This window comes from Marinobacter piscis (genome assembly GCF_007671655.1).
Taxonomy (GTDB): domain Bacteria; phylum Pseudomonadota; class Gammaproteobacteria; order Pseudomonadales; family Oleiphilaceae; genus Marinobacter; species Marinobacter piscensis.
On record NZ_VCGX01000002.1, the window covers coordinates 671921 to 686412 of the forward strand.

General features: G+C 54.0%; 15 protein-coding genes. 10 read left to right on the forward strand and 5 right to left on the reverse strand.

The features are described 5' to 3' along the window. The first annotated feature begins 107 nt into the window (after positions 1 to 107). Together FFI95_RS08800 and FFI95_RS08805 are read left to right on the forward strand one after the other, a co-directional pair. Positions 108 to 881, forward strand: coding sequence for a hypothetical protein (locus FFI95_RS08800; protein WP_144822044.1), 774 nt, complete (start codon positions 108 to 110; stop codon positions 879 to 881). 41 nt (positions 882 to 922) lie between these two features. Next, a complete protein-coding gene (locus tag FFI95_RS08805; RefSeq protein WP_246069460.1) occupies positions 923 to 2920 on the forward strand; it encodes an ATP-binding protein in 1998 nt (665 codons plus the stop codon). 11 nt (positions 2921 to 2931) lie between these two features. Here the strand turns inward: FFI95_RS08805 and FFI95_RS08810 are convergent, their stop codons facing one another. Next, complete coding sequence (locus FFI95_RS08810; RefSeq protein WP_281288522.1) at positions 2932 to 3417, reverse strand: glutathione peroxidase; 486 nt, start codon at positions 3415 to 3417, stop codon at positions 2932 to 2934. Between the two features lie 255 nt (positions 3418 to 3672). Between FFI95_RS08810 and FFI95_RS08815 the strand changes: the two genes are divergently transcribed. Both FFI95_RS08815 and FFI95_RS08820 read left to right on the forward strand, forming a co-directional pair. After that, positions 3673 to 4887, forward strand: a complete 1215-nt coding sequence (locus FFI95_RS08815) for a pyridoxal phosphate-dependent aminotransferase (RefSeq protein ID WP_144822046.1) — start codon at positions 3673 to 3675, stop codon at positions 4885 to 4887. A 10-nt stretch (positions 4888 to 4897) separates the two neighbouring features. After that, on the forward strand, positions 4898 to 5362 hold the full coding sequence (locus FFI95_RS08820) for a hypothetical protein (RefSeq protein ID WP_144822047.1): 465 nt from the start codon (positions 4898 to 4900) through the stop codon (positions 5360 to 5362). Here the strand turns inward: FFI95_RS08820 and pdxB are convergent. From pdxB to FFI95_RS08835, 3 genes are read right to left on the reverse strand one after another with little or no spacing between them, the layout of a single operon-like run. Next, positions 5346 to 6506 (reverse strand): 4-phosphoerythronate dehydrogenase PdxB, encoded by a 1161-nt coding sequence (gene pdxB, locus FFI95_RS08825; protein WP_144822048.1) that lies wholly within the window; start codon positions 6504 to 6506, stop codon positions 5346 to 5348. The two genes, FFI95_RS08820 and pdxB, sit on opposite strands and share 17 nt — an antisense overlap. Positions 6507 to 6526: 20 nt before the next feature. Continuing rightward, positions 6527 to 7813 (reverse strand): DEAD/DEAH box helicase, encoded by a 1287-nt coding sequence (locus FFI95_RS08830; RefSeq protein WP_144822049.1) that lies wholly within the window; start codon positions 7811 to 7813, stop codon positions 6527 to 6529. Positions 7814 to 7819: 6 nt separating this feature from the next. Beyond that, positions 7820 to 8554 (reverse strand): elongation factor P hydroxylase, encoded by a 735-nt coding sequence (locus FFI95_RS08835; protein WP_342778845.1) that lies wholly within the window; start codon positions 8552 to 8554, stop codon positions 7820 to 7822. 35 nt (positions 8555 to 8589) lie between these two features. Here FFI95_RS08835 and dsbD point away from each other — a divergent pair, with 35 nt between their 5' ends. Beyond that, positions 8590 to 10464 (forward strand): protein-disulfide reductase DsbD, encoded by a 1875-nt coding sequence (gene dsbD, locus FFI95_RS08840; RefSeq protein ID WP_246069461.1) that lies wholly within the window; start codon positions 8590 to 8592, stop codon positions 10462 to 10464. 4 nt (positions 10465 to 10468) lie between these two features. On the opposite strand, the gene tusA is transcribed toward dsbD, so the two are convergent. Next, positions 10469 to 10708: a sulfurtransferase TusA gene (tusA, locus tag FFI95_RS08845; RefSeq protein ID WP_144822051.1), complete on the reverse strand. Its 240-nt coding sequence runs from the start codon at positions 10706 to 10708 to the stop codon at positions 10469 to 10471. Between the two features lie 85 nt (positions 10709 to 10793). Here tusA and FFI95_RS08850 point away from each other — a divergent pair, with 85 nt between their 5' ends. From FFI95_RS08850 to ccoP, 5 genes are all read left to right on the forward strand, one after another. Beyond that, positions 10794 to 11084, forward strand: a complete 291-nt coding sequence (locus FFI95_RS08850; RefSeq protein WP_144822052.1) for an antibiotic biosynthesis monooxygenase family protein — start codon at positions 10794 to 10796, stop codon at positions 11082 to 11084. Positions 11085 to 11248: 164 nt separating this feature from the next. Next, positions 11249 to 12679: a cytochrome-c oxidase, cbb3-type subunit I gene (gene ccoN, locus FFI95_RS08855; RefSeq protein ID WP_144822053.1), complete on the forward strand. Its 1431-nt coding sequence runs from the start codon at positions 11249 to 11251 to the stop codon at positions 12677 to 12679. 14 nt (positions 12680 to 12693) lie between these two features. Further along, positions 12694 to 13302 carry a cytochrome-c oxidase, cbb3-type subunit II gene (ccoO, locus tag FFI95_RS08860; protein WP_144822054.1) on the forward strand — a complete coding sequence of 203 codons (609 nt, stop codon included), beginning with the start codon at positions 12694 to 12696 and terminating at the stop codon, positions 13300 to 13302. A 4-nt stretch (positions 13303 to 13306) separates the two neighbouring features. After that, on the forward strand, positions 13307 to 13492 hold the full coding sequence (locus FFI95_RS08865) for a cbb3-type cytochrome oxidase subunit 3 (RefSeq protein ID WP_144822055.1): 186 nt from the start codon (positions 13307 to 13309) through the stop codon (positions 13490 to 13492). Next, positions 13489 to 14379 (forward strand): cytochrome-c oxidase, cbb3-type subunit III, encoded by an 891-nt coding sequence (gene ccoP / locus FFI95_RS08870; protein ID WP_144822056.1) that lies wholly within the window; start codon positions 13489 to 13491, stop codon positions 14377 to 14379. The genes FFI95_RS08865 and ccoP overlap by 4 nt, the downstream gene beginning before the upstream one ends. Positions 14380 to 14492 lie beyond the last annotated feature (113 nt).

Here is a 14492-nt window from a genome sequence, read left to right on the forward strand (position 1 = left end):
GGCCATGTTTCTGCTAACCTTCTTGTCTTAGCCGTATATGCCGGCATGTCGGACCATCGTTTTGTAACAGGCCTGGCCTGCCAGAAAGCCGGAGTATCCTTACAAAAATGAACAGCATTACTCTCATACTCGCTTTGGCTGCCGTGGTAGCCGTCTCGATTATTATTATTGTGGCGAGTCAGTTACGGGAAAAAGCCCGCATTGAGCGAGCTCGTAAAATCACGGCACTGGAGGACAGATACAAGCGATGTGAGCGGCTGCTCACCGAGTTACCCGCGCAGTATCTTACGCCTGAGCTAAAGCTGTTGCTGCTCAATGAGATGGAAGCCGCCTGCGACAACCTTGCGGCGCTTAGCACGGGACTGCCTGTAGAGAAGTGGCGTGAGGCTGCAACACAGGAAAAAGCACGTATACAGGACGAACAGGACACGACGACGCCGGTAGCAATTGATACGCCTGAAAAGTCCCGCTATATAAAAGAATTGCTGGAAAGCCTGTTCAAGCTCATTACAAGTATGCATAAAAGCGGTCGTATCGACGGAGAAACCTCCCGGGAAAAACAACAATACATTCTGTTTTTAGTGCATAAAACCCACGCCGACCTGCATGTCTTTCAGGCTCGGGAGCATATCCGCAAGAACCAGATACGCCAGGCAATCCACGCGTATCATATGGCCAGCACCGAGATGGGGAAATCCCGGGACAACCCGCTGGCCACCCGAGCTGTCAAAGCATTTCGCAAGCGCATTGCTGAACTGGAAGCCGTGAATGAAAAAGGGGAAAGCACAGGGTCGGCAGAGCCGGACTCCGAGCTCGACAAACAATGGGACAGGTTTTTTCACGAGGATGACTGGAAGAAAAAACCAGACTATGACGACTAAGAAATGAACTGCGCCCACCATAAACAGGGAACGTGACACCCGTGCTAAAAGGCTTCAGGAACCGGCTCTCCTACAAGCTTAGCCGCAATACTGTGCTGATTGCCATGGTTCTGGGACTTGCCCTGAATATTGTCCAGATCACGCTGGATTACTTTAGTGCCAGCAAAGCCATGAGTGCAGATATAGAGGCGCTTATGGAGATCAGTCACAACCCTGCTGCACAGATTGCGTACAGCATTGATGTGCGCCTTGCCGGTGAATTGCTGGACGGCCTTCTCCGGCATCCGGCGACCATTGATGCCAGAATTGTTGAAAATGAAGACGAGGTCATGGCGGCTGCCAGCAAACGCGCCTCCGAATCTCCCTACCGTTGGATAAGTGACCGGTTATTCGGGAGCCGCCAGGTCTTTAGCCGGGAATTACGCGTCGAGCAGCTCAACAATCTTACCTTTGGGCGGCTGGTTGTAACGATTGACACCTACCATTACGGCCTCCAGTTCCTCAAACGCTCCGGCTACACGGTGGTCAGCGGTCTGTTTAAAAGCCTGATTCTTTCTGTATCACTTCTTGGTATTTTCTACGTAGTCCTTACCCGCCCGATGCTCAGTGTTATCAATGCACTGAGTGAAGTCAGGGCGAGTTCGCCGGAAAAAATCCGGCTGCCTGTACCCCGGGGCCATCAACAGGATGAAATCGGAACGATGGTAGGGATCATCAACCAACACCTGGAAACCATAGACTCAACCCTGGCCAAGCTGCGCAGCGCAGAAAGCAATATCAAGAATTACTCTATTGAACTGGAGCACGAAGTTTTAAGCCGAACCCAGGAAATATCTGACAAGAACAGCGCGTTACAGCAAAGTAACCGCGCATTAGTAAAAGCCAAAGAAGACGCCATGCGCAGGGCCAGGGCCAGGGCCAGTTTCCTGGCCAGCATGAGTCACGAGATTCGCACGCCTCTGAATGGACTTCTGGGCATGCTGGGACTGGCACTGGATAATGAGCAGGATCCCGGCAAGCGCCACCGCCTTGAAATTGCCTTGTCTGCCGGTGAAAGTCTTCTCGGCATTCTCAACGACATTCTGGACATTTCCAAGGTTGAGGCAGGCAAGCTTTACCTTGAGAATATTCCTTTCGGGCTACCGCGCATTATTGAAGAATGCACCACTTTGCATAGCGAGCAGGCGCGCATTAAAGATATTGAGCTGACAACAGACATAACCCCGGACTTCCCGGACCAGCTTCTGGGTGATCCGACCCGGATCCGGCAAATTCTGAACAACCTGCTAAGCAACGCGATAAAGTTCACTGAGACAGGCGGGGTTGAGGTTGCAGCGACCTACTCTGCAGATTCTGTAACTCTCACCGTAACCGACACAGGGATAGGGATGAGCCAGGAAGGCATCCGGCGGCTTTTCGCTCCTTTCGCTCAGGCTGATACGCAGACTACCCGCCTGTACGGTGGCACCGGACTGGGTCTGGCTCTGTGTCGCCAGCTGGTCGAGCGCATGCACGGTCAAATCACCGTAGACTCAAAAGAACAGGAAGGAACCCGCTTTACCGTTACACTGCCCCTGCCTGTCTTTCAGCAAACGGATGCTGACACAGATGAAGCGCACTCGGGGCCTGCTGACCCGGCCACCCCCTCTGCTGCAAAGTCACTGCGGGTATTGCTGGTTGAGGACAATAAAGTAAACCAGATGGTCGCAAGCTCCCTTCTGAAAAAAATGGGACATCACCCTGACGTTGCTGCAAACGGGCAGCTAGCGCTTGAAGCACTTGCACAGACTCAGTACGACCTGATACTGATGGACTGCCAGATGCCGGTTATGGATGGCTACGAAACGACCCGCAGAATTCGCCAGAACCCGGACTGGCAGAGCCTGCCAATCATTGCCGTGACTGCAAATGTGATGCAGGGGGATAAGGATGACTGCTTTGCCAGCGGCATGAACGACTACATCACCAAACCATACAAACGTCACCAGCTAAGAGACATGATTACACGCTGGGGCTCCATTCGCCCTACTCGCTCCTGACAGGACACCCCCTACAACAGTTTTTTTATGTCTTCTTTTATCTGCTCAGGCTTAACAGTAGGCGGATAACGACGGACAACCTGCCCATCACGACCTATCAGAAACTTGGTGAAATTCCATTTGATCTTCTCTGAGCCTAATACTCCTTTTGCTTCAGCTTTAAGAAATTCGAAAAGTGGATGAGCCGCTTCCCCATTAACGTCTATCTTGGAAAACATGGGGAAATCCACACCGTAATTCAGTCGACAGAACTGGCTAATGGTATCTTCATCAGCCGGGTCCTGGTTCATAAACTGGTTGCACGGGAACCCGAGCACGGTCAGTCCCTGATCTCCAAACGCCTCATACAACGATTGCAATCCCGCAAACTGTGGTGTGAACCCACATTTGCTTGCCGTATTAACAATCAGCAGTACATTCCCCCGGTAATCAGACATCGCCTGCTCATTTCCATTGATGTCCCGGGCAGTGAACTCATAAACCGTCTGTGTCGTCACAGGCTTCTCCTTAGCATAAACCTTGAATGGCTGCTGACTTGCAGAATCGTGCTCAGCTTCTTGCTTGTATTGTGCATAATGCTCCCGTCGAGTGAAAGAAATCCGGCTTATACCCGGCATCGCTGGGCAAACTCTGAAACAATTCCGGGCCTTACTCCATAATTGATCACAATTCCCCTGTTGCCGTTAGCCCTGCCTCCGCTAGAATAGTCGCTTGCTTGTTATATGTTTACTGACTGAGGAAATCTGCGTCTTATGCAAAACTACTACAAATCCGGGAAGCTGGATAACGTGTGTTATGAAATACGTGGGGTGGTGATGCGTGAGGCGCGTCGACTTGAAGAAGAAGGCCACCGCATACTGAAGCTTAACATTGGCAACCCAGCAACGTTTGAGCTGAACGTTCCCGAGGAAATTCAGCAGGATGTGATTTACAACATGCATCAGGCCCAGGGCTACGTTGAGTCCAAAGGCCTTTTTTCCGCCCGTAAGGCGGTTATGCATTACTGCCAGCAAAGGGGCATCGAAAGGGTTGACATTGACGATATTTACCTGGGCAATGGTGTCAGCGAACTGATCGTCATGTCGATGCAGGCCATGCTCAACACAGGCGACGAAGTGCTGATCCCCGCACCAGACTATCCTCTCTGGACTGCCGCCGTGACCCTTTCGAGCGGAAAGCCGGTGCACTACCATTGCGATGAAGAGCAAAACTGGTATCCCGATATTGATGATATCCGGAAAAAAATCACCAACCGCACCCGTGCTATTGTCCTGATCAACCCGAACAACCCGACAGGTGCCGTTTACAGCAAGGAACTGCTGGAGCAGGTCATTGAGCTTGCACGCAAGCACAACCTGATTGTGCTTTCTGACGAAATCTACGACAAAATCCTGTACGACGGCACCCAGCATATACCTACGGCGTCTCTTGCTGATGACGTGCTGTTTTTTACTTTTAATGGACTTTCCAAAAACTATCGCGCCGCTGGCTACCGTTCAGGCTGGATGATCATCAGCGGTGCCAAACACCGGGCCACGGACCTGATTGAAGGCATCGACATGCTGTCGAACATGCGCCTGTGCGCCAACGTTCCTGCACAGCTGGCCATACAAACGGCACTGGGCGGCTACCAGTCAATCAGCGATCTGGTCATGCCTGAGGGGCGCCTTTACGAGCAGCGGGAAATTGCCTGGCGTATGCTGAATGACATCCCCGGCGTCAGTTGTGTAAAGCCTCAGGGTGCCTTATACCTGTTTCCGCGACTGGATCCGAAGGTTCACCCTATTGTGAACGATGAAAAGCTGGTTCTTGATCTGCTGCTGCAAGAGAAAATTCTCCTGGTGCAGGGCTCTGCCTTCAATGTCAGTGACAAACAGCACCTTCGGGTCGTCTTTCTGCCACGAAAGGAAACACTGGAAGATGCTATGGGCAGACTGGGCAACTTCCTGTCAACTTACAGACAGTAAGGGTCCTTTTATGGCCGACATCCACATTGAAGAGTTCTACAAAGACTCAGCCATTGCCCTCACTCAGCTGTATAATGCATTTCCCAGGCGGGCAACCCTGTTCGTGGAAGACATTGCAGGGCCGGACGAACCAGACGAGTTCGGGCTGCACAGCAGACGGCATATGGCCTGCTTTGGCGCACTGCTGTGGCTGGAGGAAGAAGGTTTTATGCGCTATGTTGATACGATCCGGCAAGAGGCTTTTGATCAGGCGGTCCTCACCAGGGAGGCGTTTTCCCGCTTGAGTTCGCCTGCGCCGGACCATCTTGTGCAGCAGCTCAGCGGACAGGACAGCCCCTCAGATACAAGCTTGCCGCCCTCTGTTCAGGAAGACCTCTCCAGTCATATTCACATCATGCGCAGTGCACTGAGAAGCCGGCACTCCCGGCGAATCCGGGAGGCTGTCCGGGCGACTCTGTTCACGCGTGAAGCCTGAATCCTGCCGCGCGAAAACTGTCTTGCAGGGACCGACTGCTCCCCTTGAGCTCGACCTTGAGACTGGAGCACTCCCGGCGCACAGGGTAATCCCGACGCAGGCGATCGAACGCAACGCCCTGCTCCTCCCCGGAGCGGGCCAGCCTCATCACCTTACGCAAACGTGCATCGTCTGAGCGCGGATCATAACAGACGCGCAGCGCTGCCCATACTGCGGTTTGTTCGTCAGCGGCACTGGTAAACACAGCCTTGCTGAGGGCCGGCTGTGGCAGGAACTGACCGGCTTTCTTGCGGACAGGCAGTCCCAGAAACTGGCAGACCGCCTGATAGACCATCTCGGTTCCCCGGACTTTACCTTCAAAACTGTACCCGGCAATGTGAGGTGTCGCGAGCCATACCTGAGACAGGAGTTCTGCACTGATCTGCGGCTCCTGCTCCCAGACATCAAGCGCCACCAGCGGCGCATCCGGCTGCTTCAGTCGTTCACTCAGTGCACTGTTACTGATGACGCCACCACGCCCGGCATTAATCAGAAGCTGATCGGGTGTCAGCCCCGCAAGCTCGGGGGTGTCCACCATATGGTAAGTGGGGTGAGCCGTATTGCGGGTCAGCGGAGTGTGCAACGTAACAACATCGCACGTCAGTGCGTCTTCGAGGCTTGTGAAGGCGTGCTCACGATCGGGTTCCTGCATGGCCCGGGGCGGATCACACAGTTTGACAGTAAAGCCCAGGCGAAGCAGCTTTTCTGCCAGCTCAGACCCTACATTGCCGGCACCCACGATTCCCACGCTGAGTTGCGTCCAGTCATCCATGACCTGCAGCTCGGCATACAGGGACAGTACTGCCAGTACGTATTCTGCAACACTGTTGGCGTTACAGCCTGGCGCAGCGGAAAACCGGATTCCGTTTTGCTCAAGCCACGCCAGATCAACGTGATCCGTCCCTATCGTCGCGGTACCCACAAAACGTACACGACTACCTTCAAGTAAAGCTTTATCGACCCGGGTCACCGAGCGCACGAGAAGTACATCTGCATCGCGGACATCCGCCGCACTCATGGTACGCCCGGACACACGCCGGATCTGGCCCATGTCGCCGAAAAACGCTTCCAGCAGCGGAATATTCTCATCTGCGACAATCAGCATGCTAACCCCCGATCGATCTGTCAGTTCCGCCTGGGGCGAGAGCCACGATTACCCGGCCCGCGACCGCCCTGCCCCTGAGCCGGGCGACGGCCACGCTTACGGGTAATGGGCGGATTATCCAGTTCAGCCATCAGAGCCTCGTCGGGTACTTCTGTTTTAAGCTTCTGGTCAATGTAGGACTCAATGGCGGGCAGACCGAAAGAGTCGTCTTCACCGGCAAAACTCACAGAAACGCCGGTTTTGCCGGCCCGGCCCGTTCGTCCGATCCGGTGCACATAGTCTTCAGCACTGTCCGGCAGGTTGTAATTGAATACGTGGGTAACGCCGTCCACATGAATACCGCGCCCGGCAACGTCTGTGGCCACCAACACCTGAATATTCCCTTTCTTGAACTGTTCAAGGGTTTTCAGGCGCTTGTTCTGAGCGATCTCGCCGGACATCAGTGCAACCCTGACACCCTGGTTACGCAGATCCTCCTCAAGGTCCCGACACTGGTCCCGGCGATTGGCAAACACCAGTGCTTTTTCAACTTCCGGGCGTTTCAGATAGTTCACCAGTACCGGCAGTTTTTCATCGTCGCCAACCAGGTAAACAGTCTGCTCAACGCGCTCAGCCGTTTTCTGTTCCGGCTCGATCTCAACAAATTCAGCGTTACGGGTCCACATGGATGCAAGGCTGAGAACATCCTGATTGAAGGTGGCACTGAAGAGCAGCGTCTGACGATCATCCTTGGGTGTGCATTTGCGGATAATACGCTTTACATCCGGAATAAAGCCCATATCCAGCATACGGTCGGCTTCATCGAGAATCAGGATGTCCAGCTGGTCCAGGAAAACATCCTGGGATCCGAGAAAATCAATCAGGCGGCCAGGTGTGGCAACCAGAATGTCGACAATTTCGTTGTGCAACTGTTCACGCTGCTTGTCATAGTGCATGCCACCCACAACAGTCACCACATTATGCCCGGTGTGCTTGCACAGCTGTTCAGCATCCTTTGCGATCTGCATGGCCAGCTCGCGGGTCGGAGCCAGTGCCAGCACGCGAGGCTCGGAAGCAAAGCGGTCTTCTTTGGGGACAGGCGTTTCCAGAAGGCTCTGGATGGCGGTAATCAGAAACGCGGCTGTTTTTCCGGTACCTGTCTGTGCCTGTCCGATCAGGTCTTCGCATGCCAGCGTCCAGGGCAGGGTTTCCGCCTGAATGGGCGTGCAATATTCAAAGCCAATAGCAGCGATGGCGTCCAGAAGGCGTTTGTCGAGATTCAGGTCAGCGAACCTCAAGTCACCCGTGTGTTTTGAGTCAGATGTCATGGAGTCTCAGTTTGCCTCGTAGTGTTCTTTTGCAAAGTGTAAAGGAACCACTCGCCTGACATCCTCACGCCAGGTTTTACTGAAGCTATCGCTGGTTCCATAAAACGATGTCAGCGTATCAAAAAAGGCCTGTGCTCGTTCAGGAAGCCCGTTGGCCAGGTAAGCTTCTGCCTGCTGCAGCACTCGGTAAGCAAAGCCCTGCTGATCACAGGCACCTGCACCTGACAGGTTGTCCACACTGATATGGAAGCGCGAACCGGCAGCTACAGATAATAGCCACTCAATAGCCTGGGGCTTGACTTCCACCTGTTCGAAAATCTTCTGCTGCTCTGCCGTTCGGCCATCAGGACAGTACCAGTAACCATAATCGTGGAGTGTACGCCTGTGCTTGCCCGCAATGCACCAATGACTTACCTCATGCAATGCGCTGGCATAGAAGCCATGGGCAAAGACGATGCGCGCGAGTTCATTGTGGCTGTCAGCGGGCAGATATTCGGGCTCTTCGCCACCTCTGACCAGAACTGTCCGGAACGTTTCCCGAAACAGGTCATTAAACAACATGATAAGATCGTTTGGACTGTGCTTCATTGGAAGGATATTGTGCGTCTTTAACGCGCTCAATGCCAGAGGGAACTTTTCCGCGGCCTTTGTGTCCAGAGGCACCGTGAGCATACCGGGCGTAACTGCGGATGCCTGCTTAACCCGCTGCCCTTCAGACACGACTTTAACGGAAAACTGCACTCTCCATGACCGCTCCAGCTATCAGGCCCAGTTACATGCGTCGTTTAACATGTCCGACCAGCCTTCTTTTTATTCTTGCCGTGTTGTTTTCAGCGGCCAGCACGTCCTGGGCATTTGGCAGCAACAACTCGCTGTTCGGGGGTCAGAATAACCAGTTTCTGCCGGTGGATGAGGCTCTCCCTTTTACTCACACCACGGATGCAGACGCGCTTGTGCTGTCCTGGGATATCGCTCCCGATCATTACCTTTACCGGGACCGTATCAGTATCAAGGTACTGGACGAAGGCGTTCAGGCAAGCGAGCCGCAGTTTTCCCGCCCAGGCCAGGAGAACGAAGATGAGTTTTTCGGAAAAACCACGGCTTTCTTCAAGCCGGTGGAAGCCAGAGTCCCCGTCACCTTGCCAGATAATGTGAACGAAGCCCGCTTCGAAGTAACCTACCAGGGTTGCGCAGAAGCCGGTCTTTGCTATCCACCCCAGACACAAGAAGTACTGTATTACCAGCCTCAGGCGGCAGACGGACCAGGCGCAAGCTCCGGGACGCCGGCCGCAGACAGCGCATTCAGCCGGACTGATACCAGCTCCGCCATCGGACTGGCGGGCTTCCTCTCTGAACAGTCTTTACTGGTAATTGCAGGGTTGTTTTTTCTGCTTGGCCTGGGGCTGACTTTTACCCCTTGTGTCCTGCCCATGGTCCCTATTATTTCATCACTGGTCTCGGGACAGAATACCCGTACAACCCGACATGCGCTCCTGTTGTCCGGCAGTTATGTATTGGGAATGGCGCTGACTTACGCCGCAGCCGGCGTTTTAACCGGCCTGCTCGGTGCCAGCTTTAATCTGCAGGCGCAGCTGCAGTCTCCCTGGGTGCTGAGCATTTTTGCACTGCTATTTGCAATGTTTGCACTGTCGATGTTCGGCCTGTTTGAAATCCAGCTTCCACGATTTATACGCGACTCATTAAATGACGCCAGTCAGCGCCTGACCGGCGGCCGAATTCTCAGCATTTTCGGTATCGGAGCACTGTCTGCCCTGATTGTATCACCCTGCGTATCCGCACCTTTGGCCGGCAGTTTGCTGTATATCTCGACAACACAGAATGCTGCTATTGGTGGCATTGCACTCTTTGCCCTGGGGCTGGGTATGGGGGTTCCGCTGATTCTGGTTGCCGTTGGTGGCCGCAAGCTTTTGCCAACCACCGGCCACTGGATGAATACGGTTAAGCACTTTTATGGTGTCATGCTGCTTGCCGTGGCAATCTGGCTGATTGAGCGTTTGGTCCCGGGCTGGGTGGGCCTGTCACTCTGGGGGCTCCTGATCACCGTCACCGGCGTACAGCTCGGCGCGTTCGAAGCGGCCAGGGCTGGCTGGGGGCGCACTTTCAAAGGCCTGGGGCTTGTCCTTTTTGCCTACGGCCTGGCATTGCTCGCCGGAGCTACTGCCGGTGCAAACGACCCTCTTGCGCCCCTGGCCCCGTTCGTTGCCAAGGCACCTTCTGGTATCAGCGCCCCGGTCGATCCAGCTGGTCAGGCGGGCAGTCAGGCCGGCTTTAACACAACCGAATCGCCTTCCAGCATTGAAGCCAGACTGCAACAGGCAAGCCAGGAAGGACGCCCTGTCATGCTCGACTTCTACGCTGACTGGTGCATTTCCTGCAAAATCATGGAGCGCAATGTCTTCAGCAAGTCCGATGTCATCCGCTCACTCGAACCTTTTATCCTGCTGCAGATTGACATGACCGACAACACCCCCGAACAACAGGCTTTGCTGGATAAACTGGGGCTGTTCGGACCACCGGCAATCCTGTTCTACGACAGCAATGGCAATGAACTGGCACAACAGCGCGTACTTGGTGAAATGAATCGTACCCAGTTTCTCGACCACATAAGTGGCCTCACCCCGGAGCTTTAAGGTTCTAGCTACCCCGGCGTATAAGATAGATGAATGTATCGCCCTGCTCTTCCTGGCTGACCAGTTCATGCCCCAAAAACTGGCAGAACCTGGGGATATCACGGGTTGTAGACGGGTCGGTTGCTACCACTCGCAACACCTCTCCCGGCGCCACATCGTTGATGCGATTGTGGAGCATCATCACCGGTTCGGGGCAGAACAGGCCACAGGCATCAAGTTCGGAATCATATTCAGGCGCACTCACTCATTCTCTCCTTTGTCTGATCTGTTTTTTCCGGAATACGTGCTAAATTACTGTTTATACCATTATAAACAGACTGGAGGCTTATATGATCCGGGTTCTGATTGAACGCCATATCGCAGAATCACTCGAGGCTGCCTATGAAACCCGCTCCCGAAAGGTGCTGCAACAGGCAGTGGCAGCGCCCGGTTTTATTTCCGGAGAAACACTGGTAGACCGCCACGACCCCAATCATCGGATTACCCTGGCCAACTGGCGCTCGGAAGCGGACTGGGATCGCTGGTATCACTCTGCCAATCGCCGCGACCTGATGACAGAGCTGATCCCCATGATGGACCAGGACGAAAAGATAACGGTTCTGTCCCAGAGCGGCTCCTGATTTATCACAATAAGGCGTGGTCAGAATGCCGTAAAGGCCGCCATGCCGCTGGTCATCGCGCGCTTGATGGATATCATAAGTTGATCCGTGTCATTGCAAACAGCTAATGGTTTCTCCATACTTGCGCCCGCATAATTCCCCACTTTAAACCCTTTGGTAAGGCTATGAGCACACAAAATCCGAACCTGACATATAACTATAAGGTGGTGAGACAATTCGCCATCATGACAGTGGTATGGGGTATTGTAGGCATGGCGCTGGGCGTGTTGATTGCAGCACAACTGGTCTGGCCATCCCTCAACCTCGACCTGCCCTTTACTCACTTCGGTCGCCTGAGGCCGTTACATACCAACGCTGTTATCTTTGGCTTTGGTGGTAGTGCTCTTTTAGGCACGTCCTACTACGTGGTTCAGCGCACTTGCCAGGCACGTCTTATTTCAGACAAGCTTGCGGCTTTCACTTTCTGGGGCTGGACAGCAATCATCATTGCCGCAGCCATCACTCTGCCAATGGGCTTTACAAGCACAAAGGAATACGCTGAGCTTGAGTGGCCTATCGACATTGCTATCGCTATTGTCTGGGTCACCTATGCCCTGGTGTTCTTTGGCACTATTACCAAGCGCAGCACGCCACACATCTACGTGGCAAACTGGTTCTATGGTGCGTTCATTATAACCATTGCCGCACTCCACATCGGTAACAACATGGCGTTGCCGGTCAGTGCGTTCAAGTCCTACTCTGCATACGCTGGTGTAACAGACGCAATGATGCAGTGGTGGTATGGCCATAACGCCGTTGGCTTCTTCCTGACCGCTGGCTTCCTGGGCATGATGTACTACTTTGTCCCGAAGCAGGCTGACCGTCCTGTGTACTCCTATCGCCTGTCTATTGTTCATTTCTGGGCACTGATCGCCACATACGTATGGGCAGGCGGACACCATTTGCACTACTCTGCTCTGCCTGACTGGGCTCAGACCGCCAGTATGATTATGTCCCTGATCCTGCTTGCTCCTTCATGGGGCGGTATGATCAACGGTATGATGACTCTGTCCGGAGCCTGGCATAAGCTGCGCACCGACCCCATCCTGCGCTTCCTGGTGGTTTCCCTGTCTTTCTACGGCATGTCCACCTTCGAAGGCCCGATGATGTCCATTAAAACAGTTAACGCTCTGTCCCATAACACGGACTGGACCGTGGGCCACGTGCACTCGGGTGCCCTGGGCTGGGTTGCAATGATCAGTATCGGTGCAATCTATCACCTGATCCCGAAACTCTGGGGACTCAAGGAAATGTACAGCACCAGCCTGATCAACGTGCACTTCTGGCTGGCCACTGTCGGCACCGTACTGTACATCGTGGCCATGTGGGTTAACGGCATTATGCAAGGCCTGATGTGGCGTGCGGTAAATGATGACGGCACCCTGACTTACAGCTTTGTAGAAGCTCTTGAGGCCTCCTACCCAGGCTATTTCGTCCGCTTCCTGGGTGGCGTGCTGTTCCTGAGCGGTATGCTGTTCATGGCCTATAACGTTTACATGACCGTGCGTCAGAAAGAAGCGATTGCCCAGGATAATGCGGCAGTTCAGGCGGCGTAACGGAGAGAGAGCAAATGAGACACGATATAATTGAAAAGAATATCGGCCTGATGATTGTGTTTATCACCCTGGTCATAAGTGGCGGCTTTCTCGCTGAGGTTGTTCCGCTCTTTTTTATCAAAGAGGTGAATGAACCTATCGAAGGTCTTGAACCCTTAACCGCGCTGGAGCTGGAAGGACGGGACATCTATATCCGTGAAGGCTGTCACGTCTGCCATACCCAGCAGATCCGTCCATTCCGTGCGGAAACCGAGCGCTATGGCCACTACTCCGTTGCGGGTGAGTTCGTTTACGACCGCCCGTTCCTGTGGGGGTCCAAGCGCACCGGGCCGGATCTGGCCCGTGTTGGCGGCCGTTACTCAGACGCCTGGCAGCGCCAGCATCTGTACGATCCGCGCAGTGTCGTACCCGAGTCCAATATGCCTGCGTTCCCATGGCTGTTTGAAGACCGGGTAAACCACAAGGGTACGGCTGCCAAGCTGTCTGCAATGCAGACACTGGGCGTACCCTACACGGACGAGCAAATTGCCAGTGCGCCTGACGCGGTAGAAGGCAAGTTTGAAATAGAGGCCCTGGTTGCCTATCTGCAGCAGCTGGGTACCGTACTTTCAGACAAACGGTGATTTGATGGATATTAACGAGTTACGCGGTATTCACACCCTTTTAGTGATGGCGGTTTTTATCGGCATCATCTGGTGGGCTTTCAGTGCCCACCGAAAAAAGGCAAACGAAGAAGCAGCCCATCTGCCGTTCGATGATGACGAGGTGGAAAAGCGTACTCTCGAACAGGAAAAAACGGAGAAAAAACAATGAGTACCTTTTGGAGCATCTGGATCAGTACGCTCGTGCTCGTGGTGGTTTTCGGCTGCTGGTGGCTTTTGTATGCAACCCGTAAGAGCCAGACAACTGACGTAGAGACAGAGCGTACAACAGGCCATTCTTTTGATGGCATTGAAGAGTACGACAACCCCCTTCCCAAGTGGTGGTTCTACCTGTACGTAGCTACGTGCGTGTTTGCGCTGGGTTATCTGGCGCTCTACCCAGGGTTGGGTAACTACAAAGGCCTGCTGGGCTGGACTTCAACCAATCAGTGGGAAGCAGAAGTTGCGGCCGCTGACGAAAAGTACGGTGAGATATACGCCCAGTTTGGCGAAACACCGGTGGTTGAACTTGCCAAGAACGACGATGCAATGAAGATCGGGCAGCGTCTGTTCGTCAACAACTGCGCTGTATGCCATGGTTCTGCAGGACGCGGTCAGGTGGGCTTCCCCAACCTGACAGACGACGACTGGCTCTGGGGCGGTACGCCGGATGCTATTCTGGAAACCCTGCACAATGGTCGCCAGGGCAACATGCCTGCAAAAGGGGTGATGCCGAACATGAGCAGCGAGCAGGTTGACCAAGTGGTAAACTACGTACTGAGCTTCAGCGGGCGCGAGAAAGATGCAGCTGCTGCAGAGGCCGGTGAAGCCGTATTTGCACAGGCGTGTGTTGCCTGCCACGGCCCCGAAGGTAAAGGTATGGAAGCTATGGGCGCGCCAAACCTTACCGATGATATCTGGCTATACGGCTCCACGTATAAATGGATCAGGGATACCGTTGAAAACGGACGCCAGAACGAAATGCCCGCCCAGGGCGGGCGGATGTCTGATGATCAGATACAGATCCTGGCCGCCTACGTATATAGCCTGTCCAATTAAGTTGAATGCCGGGCCTTGCCCGGCATGGTTTCCTCAACCCTGTGTCTGCGTTGCGGGCACAGGCTTGAGAAGATCAGCAACCGTCTGAGCAGGTTCAGCTCCCGCATTATGAC